This window comes from Flavobacterium cyanobacteriorum, from assembly GCF_002251835.1.
Taxonomy (GTDB): domain Bacteria; phylum Bacteroidota; class Bacteroidia; order Flavobacteriales; family Flavobacteriaceae; genus Flavobacterium; species Flavobacterium cyanobacteriorum.
This window is the reverse complement of the sequence record NZ_NOXV01000224.1, coordinates 1-18,365: the sequence shown is the minus strand read 5'-3', so window position 1 is coordinate 18,365 and position 18,365 is coordinate 1. Positions and strand designations below refer to the sequence as shown.

The following is an 18,365-nucleotide window of genomic DNA, read 5'->3' as shown; positions in this document are numbered from 1 at the left end:
AAAAGTGCTTGTAGTGAAAAGGACAGGCACAGATGTTAACATAAAAGAAGGGCGCGACCAGTGGCTGCAGCCACTTCTTGATGATGCCATACCCAATAATGTTGCCGAAATCATGGATGCCGAAGACCCGCTGTTCGTATTATACACATCAGGTTCTACCGGAAAGCCGAAAGGCATGCTGCATACCACTGCAGGATACATGGTGCACACCGCTTATACGTTTAAAAATATTTTTGCTTATGAAGAAAATGATATTTTTTGGTGTACAGCAGATATAGGATGGATAACAGGGCACTCATACATTGTATACGGGCCGTTGCTCAATGGCGCCACAACTGTAATTTTCGAAGGGGTACCAACGTATCCTGAGCCGGACCGTTTTTGGCAGGTTATCGATAAACATAAAATTACACAATTTTATACAGCACCCACAGCTATCAGGTCGCTTGCAAAAGAAAAACTGGAGTGGGTTGATAAACATGACCTGTCATCGCTTAAAGTCATAGGGTCGGTAGGTGAGCCTATCAACGAAGAAGCCTGGCATTGGTATAATGACCATGTAGGCAAGAAAAAGTCCCCGGTTGTAGATACCTGGTGGCAAACCGAAACCGGAGGCATCATGATATCGCCCATACCTTTCGTAACACCTACAAAGCCCACGTATGCTACACTGCCGCTCCCCGGCATACAGCCCGTACTCATGGACGAAAAACGTAATGAAATAGAAGACAACCAAGTGGTAGGCAGCCTGTGCATTAAGTTTCCCTGGCCCGGAATGGCACGTACTATCTGGGGAGACCACCAAAGGTTTAAGGAAACCTATTTTTCAACCTTTCCCGGAAAATATTTTACAGGAGATGGTGCTCTGAGGGACGAAGTAGGATACTACCGCATCACGGGCCGTGTTGACGATGTAGTCATTGTATCAGGCCACAACCTGGGTACAGCGCCTATTGAAGACGCGATAAACGAGCATCCTTCAGTAGCCGAATCAGCCATCGTAGGTTATCCGCACGATATAAAAGGTAACGCGCTTTATGGCTATATAACATTGAAAGAATCAGGAGAATGGCGCGACAGGGAAAACCTGAAGCGCGAAATAAATGAACATATTTCCAGCCACATTGGCCCTATAGCAAAACTGGATAAGATACAGTTCGTATCAGGCCTGCCAAAAACACGCTCAGGCAAGATCATGCGGAGAATATTGCGCAAGATAGCAGAAGGAGATTTTTCAAATTTTGGTGATACTTCTACACTGCTGAATCCTGAAATTGTAGATGAAATTAAAAATGAAAGGGTCTGATACATGTTAACCTGAAAGCGGCTTTGGAAGCCGCTTTTTTTTTGTGCTTGTGACAACACTATTATTATAAGTATTTATCTATATTAGCATGTATGGATAGTACCGATGTTATTATTATTGGCGGAGGCCTTGCAGGGCTTGTATGTGGCATCCATTTAGCAAAGGCTGGCATACCCGTAACTTTATTTGAAAAAGCGCCGTACCCAAGGCATAAAGTGTGTGGCGAATACATCAGTAATGAAGTGTTGCCTTACCTGGAATGGCTGGGTATTGATTTATGTAAGCTGAACCCTGTTAGCATAAACAGATTTGAATTTTCCTCAGTAAGCGGTAAAATGGTTAAAGCAGTTTTGCCTCTAGGTGGCGTTGGTATAAGCCGGTATGCACTGGATTATTACCTGTATCAGAAAGCTGTGGAAGCAGGGTGCAGCGTTTCCGGAACTAATATAACCGGAATAATTCATAAAAACAGCCTTTTTGACGTAGTGGCTTCCGAAAAAACCTATCCGGCAAAAATTGTTATTGGCGCCTACGGAAAACGCTCCGTATTGGACAAGGGCCGGGATTTTTTTCATAAAAAATCGCCCTGGCTGGCTGTTAAGGCACATTATAAAGGTGTTTTCCCGGACGATACCGTAGCATTGCACAATTTTGAAGGCGGGTACTGTGGGGTGTCAAAAGTTGAAGGCGATGTAATCAATATTTGCTACCTTGCGGATTATAGAACCTTTAAAAAATACCGGAATACCATTCAATACCAGGAAGAAGTACTCTGGCGCAACAGGCATCTAAAAAAAATTTTTGAAAACAGTACCATGCTCTTTGAAAAACCCTTGGTTATAAGCCAGATATCTTTTGAAAAAAAAGAGCCTGTAGAAAACCATATACTCATGGCAGGCGATACTGCCGGGCTGATACACCCGCTTTGCGGCAACGGCATGGCCATGGCCATTAGCAGTGCAAAAATAGCCGCAGAAGCTGTACTGGCGTATCTTTCCCAAGGTATAACCAGGGAAGAAATGGAGCAAAGATACCGCAGGGAATGGAACTATAATTTTGCCTCAAGGCTCAGGGCCGGAAGGTTGCTGGTAAAAGTACTGCAAAACAAGCCCCTTACAGAGTATGCTTCGGGATTAATCGCGTCTTTCCCATCAGTCCTGCCGGCAATCATTAAGCAAACACATGGAAAAACAATTACTATAACGCCATAATTAATATGGATACCCGATACAGGACAGAGGAAAACGAGATAATGGATGACTTTGCGCTTGAAGGCGAGGAACTGCGGCAGGCCCTGGACAATATTGCCCACATCAACAGGTTGCTTGGTGGCAACAGCGTGACGCTGCAGGCAATAAAAAAACTCCTGAAAAAAGCGGATATAGATAAAGTAATATCCATTGTTGATGTAGGTTGCGGTAACGGCGATATGCTTCGTATGCTGGCAGGCTTCGGTAAAAAAACAGGGGTACAGTTCCGCCTCACGGGCATTGATGCCAACAGGTTTACCATTAATTATGCTACACAATTATCTTCTGCCCATAGCAATATTTCTTATAAATGCCTTGATGTTTTTTCGCCCGAATTTCGGCAGGAAAATTATGATATAGTACTCTGTACGCTGACACTCCATCATTTCAAGGATGATCAGGTTCTGAAAATTATTTCTATCTTTAGTGAAAATGCGCGGATAGGTGTTGTTATCAACGATTTACACCGTAGCCGCATAGCTTACAGCCTGTTCCGCATAATAGCGTTTGTTTTTAATATGAATGCTATGGCACGGGAAGACGGGCTTACTTCCATACTCCGCGGTTTTACAAAGAAGGAGTTACAGAAGTTCGCCGTCAGGCTAAGCTTAAAGGACAGTACCATCCGCTGGAAATGGGCATTCCGCTACCAGTGGATAATTTCAAATATATGAGCGTAAAAATTATAACTGCTGCTAAGCAGCTGCCTGCATATTCCCGTGATACCAAAGATATCCTGCCATTCCTTGATGTGTGGCTTCACGGCCAGGAGGGGCGGTTTATTAAAAAAGTAAAGAAAATTTTTGAAGGTGCCGCCGTGGATACACGATATGCCATAATGGAGCCGGAAGAGGTTTTCAGGGCGGCTTCATTTGAGGAAAAGAATGATGTTTATATCAGGGAAATTACAGTGCTTGGCGAAAAAGTTCTTAAAAAAGCCCTGGAAAAAGCAGATTGGGACGCAGGCAGCCTTGATTATATTATTACGGTGAGTTGTACCGGGATTATGATACCGTCGCTTGATGCTTACCTTATCAACCGTATGAAGCTGAAGCAGGACATAGTGCGGCTTCCGGTCACCGAAATGGGCTGTGTGGCGGGGATTTCGGCTATAATATATGCGTATAATTTCCTGAGGGCTCAACCGGGTAAAAGGGCAGCGGTTATTGCTGTTGAAGCGCCCACGGCAACCTTTCAGCTGGATGACTTTTCTATGGCAAATATAGTCAGTGCAGCCATTTTTGGCGATGGCGCCGCCTGCTGCCTGCTGTCTTCATATGAAGAAGACAAAGGCCCGGTAATACTGGACGAACAGATGTATCATTTTTATGATGCCGAACACATGATGGGGTTCAGGCTTACTAACAACGGGCTGAAGATGGTACTTGATATTGAAGTGCCGGAGACCATAGCATCTCATTTTGAAGAAATAATACATCCTTTTTTGCAAAGGAGTGGCTTAAAAATAAATGACATTAACCATCTCATTTTTCACCCGGGAGGAAAGAAAATAGTACAAACTGTTGAAGATTTATTTTCAGGACTGGGTAAAAATATTGATGATACAAAAGAAATACTGCGTAGCTACGGCAACATGTCCAGCGCTACAGTGCTTTATGTGCTAGAACGTATAATGGACAGGAATCCGGAACCCGGCGAACGTGGCCTTATGTTGAGCTTTGGCCCCGGATTTACAGCCCAAAGGGTTTTAATACAATGGTAAAAGAATTTAAAAATACAGGATACTGGGCTGTTATTCTTGGCGGCAGCAGCGGCCTGGGGCTGGCATCTGCAAAAAAACTGGCCGCTCACGGCATGAATATCATTATTGTCCATCGCAATCCACGCGTGGAAATGGAAGCCATTGAAGCAGAATTTGAAGCTATAAGGTCTTATGATGTTGATTTTATGGCATTCAATACGGATGCACTAAATGCTGAAAAGCGCGGTGAAATCATATCAGGAATTAAAAATATAACCGGCGATGGTGCTGTCAGGTGCCTGTTGCACAGCATTGCAAAGGGAAACCTGAAGGCTATGGCAGGTGATGATGCATTGCAAAACACTGATCTGCAAATTACCCTTAACGCGATGGCTTTTAGCCTGTATGACTGGGTGAAGGTATTAGTGGACGAGAACCTTTTTGCTAAAGACGCTCGTATAATTTCCTTTACCAGCGAAGGCAGCAGCAGGGCATGGCAGCATTATGCAGCAGTATCAGCGGCCAAAGCAGCGCTGGAAGCTATTACAAGGAATATAGCACTTGAATTTGCACCTTTTGGCTTACGGGCTAATTGTATTATGGCTGGCGTAACAGATACACCATCGCTCAGGATGATACCGGGCCATGATGAACTCGCAGCGTATGCCATAAAGCGGAATCCCTTCAAGATGCTTACAAAACCTGAAGATGTAGCCAACGCGGTTTACCTGCTCTGCAAAGAGGAGGCTGCCTGGATAACGGGCGCTGTTATACCAGTCAACGGCGGAGAACATTTGCAATAATATGAAAACGGAAGATATAAAAGCCCTCTTGCCTTATGCTGATCCTTTTCTGTTTGTGGATGAAATTTTGCATATTGACGAAAACAGGGTAAAAGGTACATATACTTTTAATGCGGAATCCGGTTTTTACAAAGGACATTTCAAAGGCAATCCGGTTACCCCCGGGGTGTTATTAATAGAGGCTATGGCTCAGATAGGGTTGGTGTGCCTTGGTATTTATATTTTAAATAAAAACTTTAATAAAAAATACACAATAGCTTTAACATCAACAGAATGTGATTTTATTAAACCTGTTTATCCAGGTGAAAAAGTCACCGTTGTCTCTGAAAAGATGTATTTTCGTTTCGGAAAACTGAAATGTAAAACTATAATGACTAATGAAGCAGGTGAAGAAGTATGCCGAGGCACTATTGCCGGAATGATAACATAAAATACCATGGATAGGAGAGTAGTAATTACGGGGCTTGGCGTTGTTGCCCCAAATGGAGTAGGCGTCCCTGCATTTACTAATGCAGTAAAAATGGGTATATCCGGAATTAGCCATGACCGCCAGCTCCAGGATTTACAATTCTCGTGCCAGATCGCAGGCAAACCCGAAATCACAGAAAACATGAAACTATCATATTTTTCTGAGTTGGAACTTCGTGGCTTTAACAGCACTGGCATACTTTACGGCGTCATAGCAGGCCTTGAGGCCTGGGCTGATGCAAAACTTCCAAGCAATGGGCCTGAGCCTGATTGGGATACGGGTATTCTATTTGGTTCGGGCACATCGGGTGTTGATAAATTTCGAGAGAGTATTTATAAAATTGATGACTTGCAAACGCGCAGGCTGGGCAGTAATGTTGTAGCGCAAACCATGAACAGCGGCATAAGCGCTTACCTGGGAGGCAAACTCGGGGCCGGAAACCAGGTTACAACTAATTCTTCTGCTTGTGTTACCGGTACCGAGAGTATCCTGATGGCTTTTGACCGGATAAGGAGCGGGCAGGCAAAGCGAATGCTGGCCGGCAGTACCGGTGAAAGTGGCCCTTACATTTGGGCAGGTTTTGATGCTATGCGCGTCTGTACCTTCAGGCACAATGACACTCCTGAAAAAGGTTCCCGCCCTATGAGCGCCTCGGCTTCAGGTTTTGTTCCGGGAAGTGGCGCCGGGGCAATGGTACTGGAAGACCTTGAGAGCGCCATACAAAGAGACGCGCCAATTTATGCAGAAGTGTTGGGCGGTAACGTAAATTCCGGGGGGCAAAGGGGAGAGGGTACCATGACGGCGCCCAACAGTGCCGCCGTACAACGCTGCATTACAGAAGCTTTAAAAAAGGCAGGTGTTAAAGGTAAAGACATTGATGCCATTAACGGGCACCTTACCGCTACCAGCAAAGACAGCTTAGAAATAGAGAACTGGGCTGAAGCCCTTGACAGGAGGGAGGCTGACTTCCCTTACATCAATTCGCTTAAATCAATGACAGGGCACTGCCTTAGCGGCGCGGGTAGTATCGAATGCGTGGCATCGGTACTGCAGCTGTATGATGGCTTCATTTTCCCTAATATTAATTGCGAAGACCTTCACCCCGAAATAGCTTCTGTAATTAACCCTTCATGTGTCCCTTCAGGGCTGATTATAAAAAATATAAATCTATTAGCGAAGGCCAGTTTTGGTTTTGGCGATGTAAATGCCTGCATCATCTTTAAAAAATATAAAAATTAATGCCATGATGAATAAAGAACAACTTATCGGGAAACTGAAAATTATAGTAAAGCCATATACCAATAACCCGGAAGCCTATGAAAATATGGACGAGGGTACCGGCTTTATAGACGACCTCAGGATTAATTCGGCAAATTTGGTTGATATCATCCTGGATATTGAGGAAACTTTTGATATAACTATTGATAATGATGATATGGAACGTATGCTGGATGTAAAAGCGGCTATTGAAATTATAGAAGCAAAGCTGGCAGGAAAATGATAGGCAATGATGTTGTCGATATTGAGCAGGCGAGGCTGGAAAGTGACTGGCGGCGCAGGGGCTTCCTTGAAAAGTTGTTTACATACTCAGAGCGTGAAGCTATTACATTACATCCGGAACCCGAGACAATGGTATGGCTGTTCTGGAGTATGAAAGAAGCCGTTTACAAAATCTGGAACAGGCAAACGCTGAAGGCGTCTTATATCCCACATCTGCTTGAATGCCGTATTGATACTTTTGACAAAAACAGTGTTACGGGTTGCGTAGAGTATAAAAAAGCAATCTTCTATACCCAAACCATGATTAAGGGTAACATCATAAAAAGCCTTGCGGCAGATGACCTTCTGGAACTGGCCCACATAAAAGAAATAGCACCTGACATAATTTATAAAGACAGTGACGGCCTGCCTTACATATATGATTCCGGTTCAAAAATTCCTGTATCAGTAAGTCACCACGGGAGGATTACGCAAGTGGTAAGGCTTTAAATTTCGAGTTTCCTTTTGAGCTTAAGGAAAAGAAGTGCCGTAATGTAAACATTTCCCGAGACGGTATGCCGGTCATTTTTACGTACTTTCAGCGCCTCACAAAGCTCGTCCAGTGTAGCATGTGTATCATCTGAAAATCCTTTCCATCTCTGGTAAAGTGCATTGGTATCCATCAGCGGGTTTTTTATCCTGCCAAGCCCAAGCCTTTTAAGTGCCTGGTTCACCATTTCCACATCCAGGTTTATGTTATGGCTCACAAGAGTAGCATCTTTAACAAAATTAAGGAACTGTATCATGGCTTCGGCTTCTACTACTTTTTCATTTTGCTCATTTACAGGCACACCACGCAGGGCTACTGATTGTACCGTAGAATTTTCCTGCAAAATATCTACCTGTATAAAATCACCTACTTCAACAGCGTCGCCATGTACCCCAATTGCCCCTATTGAGAGTATTACATCGTCTTTCCAGTCCAGCCCACTGGTTACCATATCAAAAATAACATAACGCTTCAGCCCGTTCTTTTCATCAATGTCAAAAAGGGATAGATAATTTTTCCAGAACTGTGGCATGCTACCGCCTGTTAGCCATTCAAAAGCCATATCAATTTATATAAGTTAGAGAAAAACGGTTCTTTATAAGGTCCTGAAGGTCATTTATAGGCTGGAAACAGTTTTTAAGTTTTACTTTATCTGATTTAGATAAATCATTAAGGTTCAGGTACCTGCCGTTTGAACTACTGGTTAATCCTACTTCAGTACGGAATCGCATGAGCGTGCTGAATGCCTCGGCGCACTCCTCATAAAGGTCAGCATTTTTAGGTTCAAGTTCCATCAGCCTCCTGAACCTGTAATACGTATTGGTAATTTCAAAGATGTTCTGGCTGAGGGCCAGCAGCCTTGCCCCGTCAATCAACGGTTCAAGGGCACGGCTTTTTATATCAAAACTATCTTTGTGTTCACCGTCATTTTCAACGAGGAACTGCCTGAAAAAGCCAAGTGGGGGCGGATTCTTAAGCGTATCAGCCGCAAGGTAAGCAAAGAACCTTTTATTGCGGTTGATGCTCTTCGCTATATTTTCGGTTAAAATATTCTCAATAGCAGGTACACTATAAATAAAATCTACATCAAAAAACGTAGTGCTGATGCCTGTACTTTTTTCTTCAGGCGTGTTTATCCAGGTATTGTACTGGCTTATCCAGTCGCTGACCGGTTTACACCACAGCTCATTACCGGCAATAAGCCCGTTCGGGCTAAATTCGTAGCCTATTTTGTTGAGGGCGTAATTTACCCTTTCGGCCAGCTCCATAAAATAACTTTTTACTGCGCTGTAGTGTTCGGCCGGGACATCTTCATATACCAGCGCATTGTTCTGGTCGGTCAGTAACAGTTGTTCTTTACGGCCCTGGCTGCCGAGGTTCATCCATACAAAGCGGACAGGCGGGAGTGAGCCAATCCTTTCAACAGCAATCTCAATTGCTTTCCGCGTTATGGCTATATTTATTTCGGCAGCAATATTTGATATATGCGCAACCGGGATATTTTTGTCAATAGAATTCTGTATCAGGTCTGTTAGTTTCTCCCTCACATATTTTAGTTCCTTTGAACGTGTGGCACGCCTTGCCTGTTTTAAGAGTACTCCTGGCGTGTTGGCCTGCGCGGCAACCACGTCATGTTCTGATATTATACCTGTAACGGGTGTTTTGTCCGTACCGTCTTTGGTAACACATAAATGGCCTACATCATGCTTAAGCATCATCATCTGGGCTTCGGCAACTGATATATTTTCAGGGACAGTTATCACAGGTGCAGTCATCACCTTGTCTGCCGTAACATCAATAGGGAAGAGGCCTGTGGCAATTTTGGCACGAAGGTCTTTATCAGTAATAATTCCTTTGGGGAGCTGGTCTTCCTGAATTATAACGCTGCCAATAGCACTATTGGCCATAGTTTTTGCTATAAATTTCAGGATGTCCTCGGGGTTTGCGGTGATAGGGTTGCGGGTATATTTTATCGGCTGGAAATATTGTATATCAGCTGCCTGGTCGTTATAAATGGTATTTTCTGAAATCAGTTTACCGCTACGTTCTTTATCGTAAGGATTTCTTGACTGGGAGGCAAAACTCTGGAGCAGGAAGCTCAGCACATCTTTATTCCCGGTTACAAAAGGCTGGAAAACAACTATCGGAATACCGTATACAAGAGAATCTTCACGCGCCTTGGCCGTCATCAGGTAATTGTTTTTGGCAAAAAATGGCCGGAGGCCCAGAATATCTCCTTCGTCGCATTTATCAATAAGTGTTTCTTCCATATCAGAAGTTACGGAAAGCCCTATAGCACCTTCTTTAACTATATAAAAATCTGTATGCAGAGCATCGCCACCTTTAAAAAGTACCTGGTTTTTTTCGAGATAAATGACTTTTGACTGCCCGGCTATGGCAATAAGGTCAGTGTAAGTAAGGCTTATAAATGGCGGGAACCGTTTCAGGAAATCGGCAATACGTTCGGCAACGGGATTTTTCATATTAGGGCAATAAAACCTAAAAATACAATTTTTAAATATGCAATCCAAAGAAAATGCTTACACATAATTTATTAAAGCTTTGTTAAAAGCTATAGCTGTTTAGCAGGATTAATAAGTATCTTTACCTTACAATTTAACACAAACAAATCATGAATACTACAAAAAGAATTTTTATGGTACTGGCCATAGCCATTACAGTAACCGCTGCCGCACAAGACAAAAAGCCGGCAAGCCCCGCAGCAAAAGCAACAGGGACAATAAACGGAGCCAATATTACTATTAATTACAGCAGCCCGTATGTAAAAGGAAGGGCTATATGGGGCGAACTGGTGCCGTATGGGAAAGTGTGGCGTGCCGGTGCCAACGCGCCAACAACATTTGAAACCGATAAAGCGCTGAAAGTTGAAGGCCAGGATTTACCGGCTGGCAAATATGCTTTGTATGTAATCCCTGAAAAAGATGATGCGACAATTATCTTTGGGAAAGATCCTTCGGTTGGCGCTAACCGGTATGACCAGGCAAAAGACCAGCTTCGGGTGAAAGTGAAAACCAGGAAATCAGCAGAAATAAACGAGAGCCTGGTTTATAAAATCAATAATGATAATGTGACCTTAAGTTGGGAGTACCTTGATATCTCGGTAAGGATTAAATAATGTATGGCCGCATGGGAGTGCGGCTATTCTTTAAAATTTCTATTTTACATAATATATATTATAGGTCAAATATTAATATGTTGTTTTCAATAAATAACACCGTCAAATATTAGATTTTTCCATGGTACATAGCTTTAACAATACCGTCAGATAATCCTATTTTGGGTACATAAATATGCCGGGCGCCGCTCCATTTCATGGCGTTTAAGTAAATTCTTGTAGCGTAAATTATCACATCGGCACGGTCAGGATTTAAACCCAATTCCGCAATACGCTGTTCATACGTGAGGCTGTTGAGCATCTGGTACTGGGAATTGATATAAAAATATGATAATGGCTTTTCCTGTTGTTTGCCTGATAACTTAAATAATTTATTTATATTACCACCAGAACCAATCAGTGTTACAGACTCATACGGCTCAACAATTGTTTTAATCCATTTTTCAATTTCGTGCCATACAATATCATTTACCATATTATTCAGCAGCCTCACGGTACCATTTTTAAATGATTTTGATACGATGATTTTTCCGCCGGAAAATAATGAAAATTCTGTGCTGCCGCCACCAACATCAACATACAGATACGTTTTTTCCTCTTTTAGCAGATGATGCAGGTCGCTCGAGGCGATAATGGCAGCTTCTTTTTTTCCGTCTATAATTTCAATTTTTATACCGGTTTCGTTTTCTATTATATCAGCCACTTCATTGCCATTATACGCTTCACGCATGGCTGATGTGGCGCAGGCCCGGTATTTTTCTACTTTATGCACCTTCATGAGCAGTTTGTAAGCCTTCATGGCATCAATCATCCGCTCGATGTTTTCTTCCGTAATTTCGCCTACAGTAAAGGCATCCTGCCCTAAACGTATAGGAACCCTTACCAGTGAGCTTTTATTAAACTGTGCTTCTTTACCTTCCTGTTCCACAATATTTGAAACCAGCAGCCTCATAGCATTGGAACCGATATCTATTGCGGCATATTTTTTTATATTAATCATCCTGAAGAGGTTCTCAGGCGCTAAGATATCACAACCTTAGCGCCTCTGACTATAATTGTTCGTAAATAACTTCCAGTTTGTTCCTGTAGTAATTGTAAGTTTCAAGTTGCGCACGCCAAATCCTTTCATTAGGTCTCTTACGGTACTTATTGTCAAGGGTTTCGCAGTGCAGCCTGGCCTTAACGTTCCCTTTCCAGCCGATATCAAAAGTATCAATGAGTTCCTGTTTTATTTCAGGGTCATATATAGGGGTGGTAACTTCTACTCTCGCGTCAAGGTTACGCGTCATAAAATCTGCTGATGAAATGTACACCTGCGGATTTCCGTCATTGGCAAAAATATAAACGCGCGCGTGTTCCAAATAATTATCTACAATGCTTATGGCCTCAATATTTTCGCTCATACCCGGTATCCCCGGAATAAGGCAGCATATTCCCCTTACTACGAGTTGTATACGTACTCCTTCACGACTGGCCTCATAAAGTTTATCAATCATTTTATAATCAGTAAGGCTGTTCATCTTCAGCTTTATATAGGCTTCTTTTCCTGCAATTGCATTGAGTATTTCTTTGTCAATCAGTTTATAGAATTTGCTCCGGGTGTAATGTGGGGATACAAACAAGTGCTTGTAGCGGTGCAGCCGGTAATTCACATCAAAAAAATCGAATACTTTATTGACGTCTTTCATTATTTGTGAATGGCTGGTAAACAGGGTTACATCTGTATACACTTTTGCGGTGGATTCATTAAAATTTCCTGTAGATATGAAGCCATACCGCTTTACCCTGCCTTCCTCAAGCCTTTCAATAACGCAAATTTTGCTGTGGACTTTAAGTCCTTTCACGCCAAATATAAGGTTGATGCCTTCTGTCTGCATCTGCTCGGCATACGAAATATTACTGGCTTCATCAAAACGTGCCTGAAGTTCTATCTGTACCGTAACTTTTTTGCCATTTTTGGCAGCATTGATTAGCGAACTTACAATTTGTGAATTTTTAGCAAGCCTGTAAAGCGTTATTTTTATTGAAAAAACTTTAGGGTCAAGCGCTGCTTCCCTAAGGAATTTTATGATGTAGGCAAATGACTGGTAAGGCGCGTAAAGCAGGTAATCTTTCCGTTCTATTTTTTGAAGCATACTGCCCTCAAGGCTGAGGCCGTTTATAGGTAATGGTGTATTCTTTTTATACAAAAGGTCGAAACGTCCCAGGTTAGGGAAATCCATATAATCCCTGCGGTTATGGTACCTACCGCCCGGTATTATACTGTCTGTAGCGTCTATGTCCATACGTTTTAGGAAAAATTCAAGCGTATCATTTTCTATTTCCTGGTCATATACAAAACGCACCGGTTCGCCTACCCTCCTTTCAAGCACACCTTTTGATATCTTTTCCATAAGGCTTTTGCTCTGGTCACTGTCAATTTCCAGCTGCGCATCACGTGTAATCTTTATCATGTGCGCTGATATGCTTTCGTACTTAAAAATGTTAAAAATACTGTGCAGGTTGTGCCGTATAACATCATCAAGCATAATGATATACTGACTCTCTGTATTGGAAGGGAGCACTACAAACCTGTTGATGGTCTTTGGGATTTCAATTACGGCATACCTTACTTCGCTAGCTTTTGTGCCTTCTCCGGCATCCTTTTTTGGGGGCTTCATCACCAGCTTGACCGCAAGGTATCCTGATGTGTCTTTGAGAAGTGGAAATTCATCAAGGTCATTTAGTATAATTGTTACCAGTTCAGGGCTGACACGCTGTATGAAGAAATCTTTTATATAATTTTCCTGCTCTTTGGTTATTTCTTTTTCATTGATTATATAGATGTTTTCCTTTTGCAATTCTTTTTCGATAATACTGAGAATCCGGAGGCTTTCGGATTGTTGTTCAATAACTATTTCGGTTATTTCTTTGAGTAAGGCCTGTGCGGTTATGCCCCCAAGTATTTTTTCGCCTGACTGCCCTTCTTGTGTAAGGCGCCTTATGGCAGCGTAGCGTACGCGGAAAAATTCATCGAGATTATTGGAAAATATACCTAAAAAACGCAGCCTGTCAAGTAGCGGGACACTCTCATCGGCTGCTTCCTGAAGTACCCTTGCATTAAATGTTAACCAGCTTTTTTCCCTGTCAATGTACCTGTTTACCGGTGAGTGGTGGATCATGTTTCTTTAACTCTCTTGGAAATAATACTTTTTGCGTTATGCCTTTTTCTATAGCTCTCCAATCATCCTGCCCGAATGAAAGGGATACAAAACCGGACGTTGGGACATTGTCCAATATGCGGTTTCCAAATATATTGACAAAGTTAGTAATAGCATCATTATGTCCAAAAAGAATTAAGTTATCAAATTGGTTATCGCATTTTTTTATTACTTCTTCCAGCATGTTTTCATCAAAAGTATATAAATCGTCCCTGAAAATTATAGTATCGACAGGTATTGAGAGATTTTCAGCAAAGATATAAGCAGTATTTTTAGCACGCTGAGCGGTGCTGCTCCATACAATATAAGATTTTGGCAGGTATTGCTCTATATGTGCCGCTACTATATGCGCATCATCTATACCCCTTTTTGAAAGTGGTCGGTCTTTATCAATCAGCGGCGCGTCCCAGCTTGATTTGGCATGCCTTATAAGGATAAGATTTTTCATATTTCTACTATTTTGATTACCAATAATTTAAATTTCGAGAAAATAACAATGCACCTTCTCTGCAAGATGTTAATTTGCTATTAAAGTTTTCAAGGCGCCAGCCTTTCTGTCTGCCAGTTATAATCATCCTGCAACCTGTACCTTATCCTGTCGTGAAGCCTGTTAGGCCTGCCCTGCCAGAATTCCATCTCAACCGGCTTTACAATGTAGCCACCCCAATATGCAGGTCGTGGTATTTCTTTGCCGGCGTAGCGTTTTTCGGTTTCTGCCAGCCTTTCTTCAAGATAGCCGCGTGATGGGATTACTTCGCTTTGCGGTGAAACAATGGCGCCTATCCGGCTACCTTCAGGCCTGGTTTCAAAGTAGCCGTCAGATATGTTTTCAGGGACTTTTTCAGCTTTACCCTTAATAATTACCTGCCGCTCAGCTTCCCCCCAAAAAAAAGAAAGGCATACATGAGGATTGGCGGCTATGGCTTTTCCCTTTTCTGAATTATAATTGGTAAAAAAAATAAATCCTTCTTCATTATACTTTTTAAGCAGCACTACCCTGTTTTTAGGGAACCCGTCAGCGCCTATAGAAGAAATGGTCATGGCATTAACCTCGCTTTGCAGGCCTATGCTTTCTGTTTCTAAAAACCACGACTTGAAGAGCATTATCGGGTTATCCGGTAGGTTTTCTTCTAATAGCTGGCTTTTTTCATAGGAACGGCGGTAGTTACTGAGGTCATTCATTTTCAGGTTCTTTGGCATCCGGGTGTTGTTTTGTCCTTGGACAGATAAATTTACTATTTTTTTAATTTTAAATGCGGATTTTTTTAATTAAAATCAAATACTTTACCATCATCTGCCAAATGCACGTTTTTAAATACTCCTGAAGCCTCCTCCCTAAATTTTTCAATATCATCATAGCGGGTGGAATAATGCCCTAATATTAAATGCCCGGCATTGGCCAGCCTGGCTATTTTGGCAGCCTGTTTTGCAGTACAGTGCATGGTGCGCTCACAATAATGTTCTTCAGAATCAAGGAATGTGCTCTCGTGGTACAGTACATCAACATCTTTTATCAAAGGAACAATATCCTCTTTATACATTGTATCAGAACAGAAAGCATAACTTTTTGGCGGAAGCGGGTCAAATGTAAGCTCGCTGTTTGGTATTACCCTGCCGTCATCAAGGGTTATGTCGCTTCCGTTCTTAATCTTCTGGTAATAGCAGGTGTCAATATTATATTTCTGCACTGCTTCAATATTCAATTTCCGGCTGCCTTCTTTTTCACGGAACAGGAAACCGTTGGTGTAAATCCTGTGCTGCAGCGGTATTGTGGTCACGATTACCTTTTCGTCTTCAAATACCACCTGGGGCAGGTCACCTTCTATTTCATGAAAATACAGGTTATAACCGGTCCATGAATTTGAGAGCCTTAACTGCAGCAAAATAATTTCTTTGGCACCCTTGGGCGCATGTATATGCAGGTCTGCCTGCCTGTTGAGTAGCGCATAGGTTGATACCAGCCCTATAAGCCCGTAAAAATGGTCGCCGTGCAGATGTGATATAAAAACGTGATTGATTTTTGAAAACCGTATCTTGTTCTTCCTTAACTGCACCTGCGTGCCTTCGCCACAATCTATAAGGAACATCCGGTTCCTGATTTCAAGTACCTGCGATGTAGGGTTTGTTAAAGAACGGGGTGTAGCGGCATAACAGCCGAGTATGGTAAGATTCATTATAATTCCTTAAAATCCGAGGTCTCTTTCTATTTCTTCCATCTCAATAATGTCATGGGCCTCCTGCAATGTAGGCACCACAACCATTTCATCGGGCACTTCATTAAAATCAAAGTCCTCTATCACCACTACAAAGGATTTCTTCGCCTTGCGGTGCGTGTTAGACAGTGCTAACAGATTTAGTATGTGGTTAATTGTAAGGTTTCTATCCAGGCTTATATCAAGTATAAGATTAGTATTTTTGAATTTCTTATATTCAGAAGTTATTGCTTCCGCAAATCGCGTGAAATCACCTTTAGTGTCTTTGATTATAGTAGTATGCCCCTTTTCCTGTACTTTCATTATCTTAAGTTTCTGTATTTCCTGTAACCGTGGTGCTATGCCAAGTTATGAAAAAAACACTGCATTGAAAAATTTTGCGAAGTTTATTGCTTTATCTTGCTTGCCAACAGGTAAATTACCGCCATCCTTACAGCTACACCATTCTCTACCTGGTCCAGGATTACGGATTGCCGGGAGTCCGCTACATCACTGGTTATCTCTACCCCCCGGTTTATCGGGCCGGGGTGCATAATTACTATTTCTTTGTCAAGTGAATCAAGCAGGGCTTTATCTACGCCGTACTGTTGTGCATATTCACGTGTTGAAGGAAAATAGTTTACATCAAGCCTTTCGTTCTGAACCCGCAGCATATTGGCTACATCAGCCCATTCTAATGCCTTCCGGAGATTTGGCTCTACTTTTACTCCCAGCGATTCAATATAACGCGGTATAAGGGTTTTAGGGCCGCACACCTTAACTTCAGCCCCCTGCATTTGCAGCGCAAATATGTTGGAAAGGGCTACGCGGGAGTGCAGTATATCACCTACAATAACTACCTTCTTACCTTCTACTCCACCCAGCCTTTCGCGTATGGTATAGGAATCAAGGAGCCCCTGTGTAGGATGCTCATGTGCGCCATCACCGGCATTAACTATGCTTGCCTTTACATTATTCGACAGGAAATGTGCTGCACCGGGCTTTTCGTGGCGCATTACCACCATGTCCACTTTCATTGAAAGTATATTGTTGACGGTATCAATTAACGTTTCCCCTTTTTTTACCGACGACTGGGCAGCCGAAAAGCTGATCACATCTGCCGATAGCCTTTTTTGGGCCAGTTCAAATGATAATTTGGTACGTGTGCTGTTCTCAAAAAATATATTGGCTATGGTAATATCCCTCAGCGACGGGACTTTTTTAATAGGGCGGTTGATTACTTCCTTAAACTGGTCGGCTGTTTCAAAGATCAGGTCAATATCGTTCCTGGTAATATATTTTATCCCTAATAAATGATTTACGCTTAATTCTTTCATTGGTTGTGTTGTTGCAGTTTAAGCCTAAACTAAATATACTTTATCTTCCCCTTCATTTTCCACCCAGCATACTTTAACTTTCTCATTATTGATGGCATCAACCTGGCGCCCCCTGTAATCGGGCTGTATAGGCAGGTGCCTGCTGAAACGGCGGTCTATAAGCACAAGCAGTTCAATTTCGCCGGGCCTCCCGAATGATTGTATTGCGGTCAAGGCCGCACGTATACTCCTGCCGGTGTAAAGCACATCATCAATAAATACTACTTTTTTATCTTCAACAAGAAAATCTATTTCTGTTTTATTTGCTTCCAGAGGCTTGTCAGACCTGCGGAAGTCATCCCTGAAAAAGGTAATATCAAGCAGGCCAAGCTGTATTTGCGCTACATTATACTCCTGTTCAAGTATTTGCTTTAAGCGCCTGGCAAGGTAACTCCCGCGGGGCTGGAGCCCTATAAGCACTGTTTCGGAAAAATCAAGATGTTTTTCTATTAACTGGCAGGCCAAACGATGTAGGATGATATTGACTTCCTTAGCAGTAAGCAATACTTTCTCGCTCATAATAAAATGTAGTGTTTGGTTTGTAAAAGTAGGTAAAAATAAGCTTTACTGAAAATATTGGGTTATTTTTTACCATAACCGACGCAGCGTAAGGTTAATGTTATTCTAATTTTAGAGGAAACCTTACCCGCATATCCTAACTTTATGTATCATTAACCTAAAATAAAAAGTTATGAAGGACAGGGTAATAAAAATAAGTCTATTCACAGCGCTGCTGTTATCACTTACAGGCTGCGAAGTTATTGGTGATATATTCCAGGCCGGTATGGCTGTGGGTATTTTTGTAGTGGTACTGGTAGTGCTGCTTATCGTGTGGCTGCTGCGGAAATTCAGGAGATAAAAAAGAAGCCGTCTCACAACTTGAGACGGTTTTTTTACGTTTT

General features: G+C 42.3%; 21 protein-coding genes. 11 read left to right on the top strand and 10 right to left on the bottom strand.

The features are described from left to right. The 9 genes from CHU92_RS05795 to CHU92_RS05755 form a co-directional block, all read left to right on the top strand. On the top strand, positions 1 to 1,306 hold a 1,306-nt coding region (locus tag CHU92_RS05795), incomplete at its 5' end, for an acetate--CoA ligase (protein WP_094413523.1). A gap of 92 nt (positions 1,307 to 1,398) precedes the next feature. Then, positions 1,399 to 2,517, top strand: a complete 1,119-nt coding sequence (locus CHU92_RS05790; RefSeq protein WP_094413517.1) for an NAD(P)/FAD-dependent oxidoreductase — start codon at positions 1,399 to 1,401, stop codon at positions 2,515 to 2,517. A 5-nt stretch (positions 2,518 to 2,522) separates the two neighbouring features. Beyond that, the gene (locus CHU92_RS05785; protein WP_317044675.1) at positions 2,523 to 3,230 is read left to right on the top strand and encodes a methyltransferase domain-containing protein; all 708 of its coding nucleotides are present in this window, start codon (positions 2,523 to 2,525) and stop codon (positions 3,228 to 3,230) included. Continuing rightward, positions 3,227 to 4,279, top strand: coding sequence for a type III polyketide synthase (locus CHU92_RS05780; RefSeq protein WP_094413513.1), 1,053 nt, complete (start codon positions 3,227 to 3,229; stop codon positions 4,277 to 4,279). The genes CHU92_RS05785 and CHU92_RS05780 overlap by 4 nt, the downstream gene beginning before the upstream one ends. Continuing rightward, positions 4,273 to 5,061 carry an SDR family oxidoreductase gene (locus CHU92_RS05775; RefSeq protein ID WP_094413511.1) on the top strand — a complete coding sequence of 263 codons (789 nt, stop codon included), beginning with the start codon at positions 4,273 to 4,275 and terminating at the stop codon, positions 5,059 to 5,061. Before CHU92_RS05780 ends, CHU92_RS05775 begins: the two co-directional genes overlap by 7 nt. Position 5,062: 1 nt before the next feature. Then, positions 5,063 to 5,491: a 3-hydroxyacyl-ACP dehydratase FabZ family protein gene (locus CHU92_RS05770; protein ID WP_094413508.1), complete on the top strand. Its 429-nt coding sequence runs from the start codon at positions 5,063 to 5,065 to the stop codon at positions 5,489 to 5,491. Positions 5,492 to 5,497: 6 nt separating this feature from the next. Next, positions 5,498 to 6,769, top strand: coding sequence for a beta-ketoacyl-[acyl-carrier-protein] synthase family protein (locus CHU92_RS05765; protein WP_094413506.1), 1,272 nt, complete (start codon positions 5,498 to 5,500; stop codon positions 6,767 to 6,769). Between the two features lie 7 nt (positions 6,770 to 6,776). Further along, positions 6,777 to 7,031, top strand: coding sequence for an acyl carrier protein (locus CHU92_RS05760; protein WP_094413521.1), 255 nt, complete (start codon positions 6,777 to 6,779; stop codon positions 7,029 to 7,031). Then, a complete protein-coding gene (locus tag CHU92_RS05755; protein WP_094413504.1) occupies positions 7,028 to 7,519 on the top strand; it encodes a 4'-phosphopantetheinyl transferase family protein in 492 nt (163 codons plus the stop codon). Before CHU92_RS05760 ends, CHU92_RS05755 begins: the two co-directional genes overlap by 4 nt. Here the strand turns inward: CHU92_RS05755 and CHU92_RS05750 are convergent. Together CHU92_RS05750 and CHU92_RS05745 are read right to left on the bottom strand one after the other, a co-directional pair. Then, positions 7,516 to 8,121, bottom strand: a complete 606-nt coding sequence (locus CHU92_RS05750) for a 3'-5' exonuclease (protein WP_094413502.1) — start codon at positions 8,119 to 8,121, stop codon at positions 7,516 to 7,518. The genes CHU92_RS05755 and CHU92_RS05750 overlap by 4 nt on opposite strands. Position 8,122: 1 nt before the next feature. Further along, positions 8,123 to 10,042 carry a DUF294 nucleotidyltransferase-like domain-containing protein gene (locus tag CHU92_RS05745; RefSeq protein ID WP_094413500.1) on the bottom strand — a complete coding sequence of 640 codons (1,920 nt, stop codon included), beginning with the start codon at positions 10,040 to 10,042 and terminating at the stop codon, positions 8,123 to 8,125. A 149-nt stretch (positions 10,043 to 10,191) separates the two neighbouring features. On the opposite strand from CHU92_RS05745, the gene CHU92_RS05740 reads away from it, so the two are divergent. Then, on the top strand, positions 10,192 to 10,695 hold the full coding sequence (locus CHU92_RS05740; RefSeq protein ID WP_094413498.1) for a DUF2911 domain-containing protein: 504 nt from the start codon (positions 10,192 to 10,194) through the stop codon (positions 10,693 to 10,695). 109 nt (positions 10,696 to 10,804) lie between these two features. On the opposite strand, the gene CHU92_RS05735 is transcribed toward CHU92_RS05740, so the two are convergent. The 8 genes from CHU92_RS05735 to pyrR form a co-directional block, all read right to left on the bottom strand. Further along, a complete protein-coding gene (locus tag CHU92_RS05735) occupies positions 10,805 to 11,695 on the bottom strand; it encodes a Ppx/GppA phosphatase family protein (protein ID WP_094413496.1) in 891 nt (296 codons plus the stop codon). Positions 11,696 to 11,744: 49 nt separating this feature from the next. Continuing rightward, positions 11,745 to 13,856: a polyphosphate kinase 1 gene (ppk1, locus tag CHU92_RS05730; RefSeq protein ID WP_094413494.1), complete on the bottom strand. Its 2,112-nt coding sequence runs from the start codon at positions 13,854 to 13,856 to the stop codon at positions 11,745 to 11,747. After that, positions 13,822 to 14,343: a SixA phosphatase family protein gene (locus tag CHU92_RS05725; protein WP_094413492.1), complete on the bottom strand. Its 522-nt coding sequence runs from the start codon at positions 14,341 to 14,343 to the stop codon at positions 13,822 to 13,824. The genes ppk1 and CHU92_RS05725 overlap by 35 nt, the downstream gene beginning before the upstream one ends. An 89-nt stretch (positions 14,344 to 14,432) precedes the next feature. Beyond that, positions 14,433 to 15,077 (bottom strand): pyridoxamine 5'-phosphate oxidase, encoded by a 645-nt coding sequence (gene pdxH / locus CHU92_RS05720; RefSeq protein ID WP_094413519.1) that lies wholly within the window; start codon positions 15,075 to 15,077, stop codon positions 14,433 to 14,435. Between the two features lie 83 nt (positions 15,078 to 15,160). Beyond that, a complete protein-coding gene (locus CHU92_RS05715) occupies positions 15,161 to 16,069 on the bottom strand; it encodes a ribonuclease Z (RefSeq protein ID WP_094413490.1) in 909 nt (302 codons plus the stop codon). Positions 16,070 to 16,078: 9 nt separating this feature from the next. After that, positions 16,079 to 16,411: a ribonuclease Z gene (locus tag CHU92_RS05710; protein WP_094413488.1), complete on the bottom strand. Its 333-nt coding sequence runs from the start codon at positions 16,409 to 16,411 to the stop codon at positions 16,079 to 16,081. A gap of 83 nt (positions 16,412 to 16,494) precedes the next feature. Then, the gene (locus CHU92_RS05705; RefSeq protein WP_094413486.1) at positions 16,495 to 17,424 is read right to left on the bottom strand and encodes an aspartate carbamoyltransferase catalytic subunit; all 930 of its coding nucleotides are present in this window, start codon (positions 17,422 to 17,424) and stop codon (positions 16,495 to 16,497) included. Positions 17,425 to 17,448: 24 nt separating this feature from the next. After that, positions 17,449 to 17,982, bottom strand: a complete 534-nt coding sequence (gene pyrR, locus CHU92_RS05700; protein WP_094413484.1) for a bifunctional pyr operon transcriptional regulator/uracil phosphoribosyltransferase PyrR — start codon at positions 17,980 to 17,982, stop codon at positions 17,449 to 17,451. Between the two features lie 172 nt (positions 17,983 to 18,154). Between pyrR and CHU92_RS15805 the strand changes: the two genes are divergently transcribed. Further along, entirely contained in the window at positions 18,155 to 18,322 is a 168-nt protein-coding gene (locus tag CHU92_RS15805; protein WP_165764592.1) for a hypothetical protein, read from the top strand. The last annotated feature ends 43 nt before the right edge of the window (positions 18,323 to 18,365 follow it).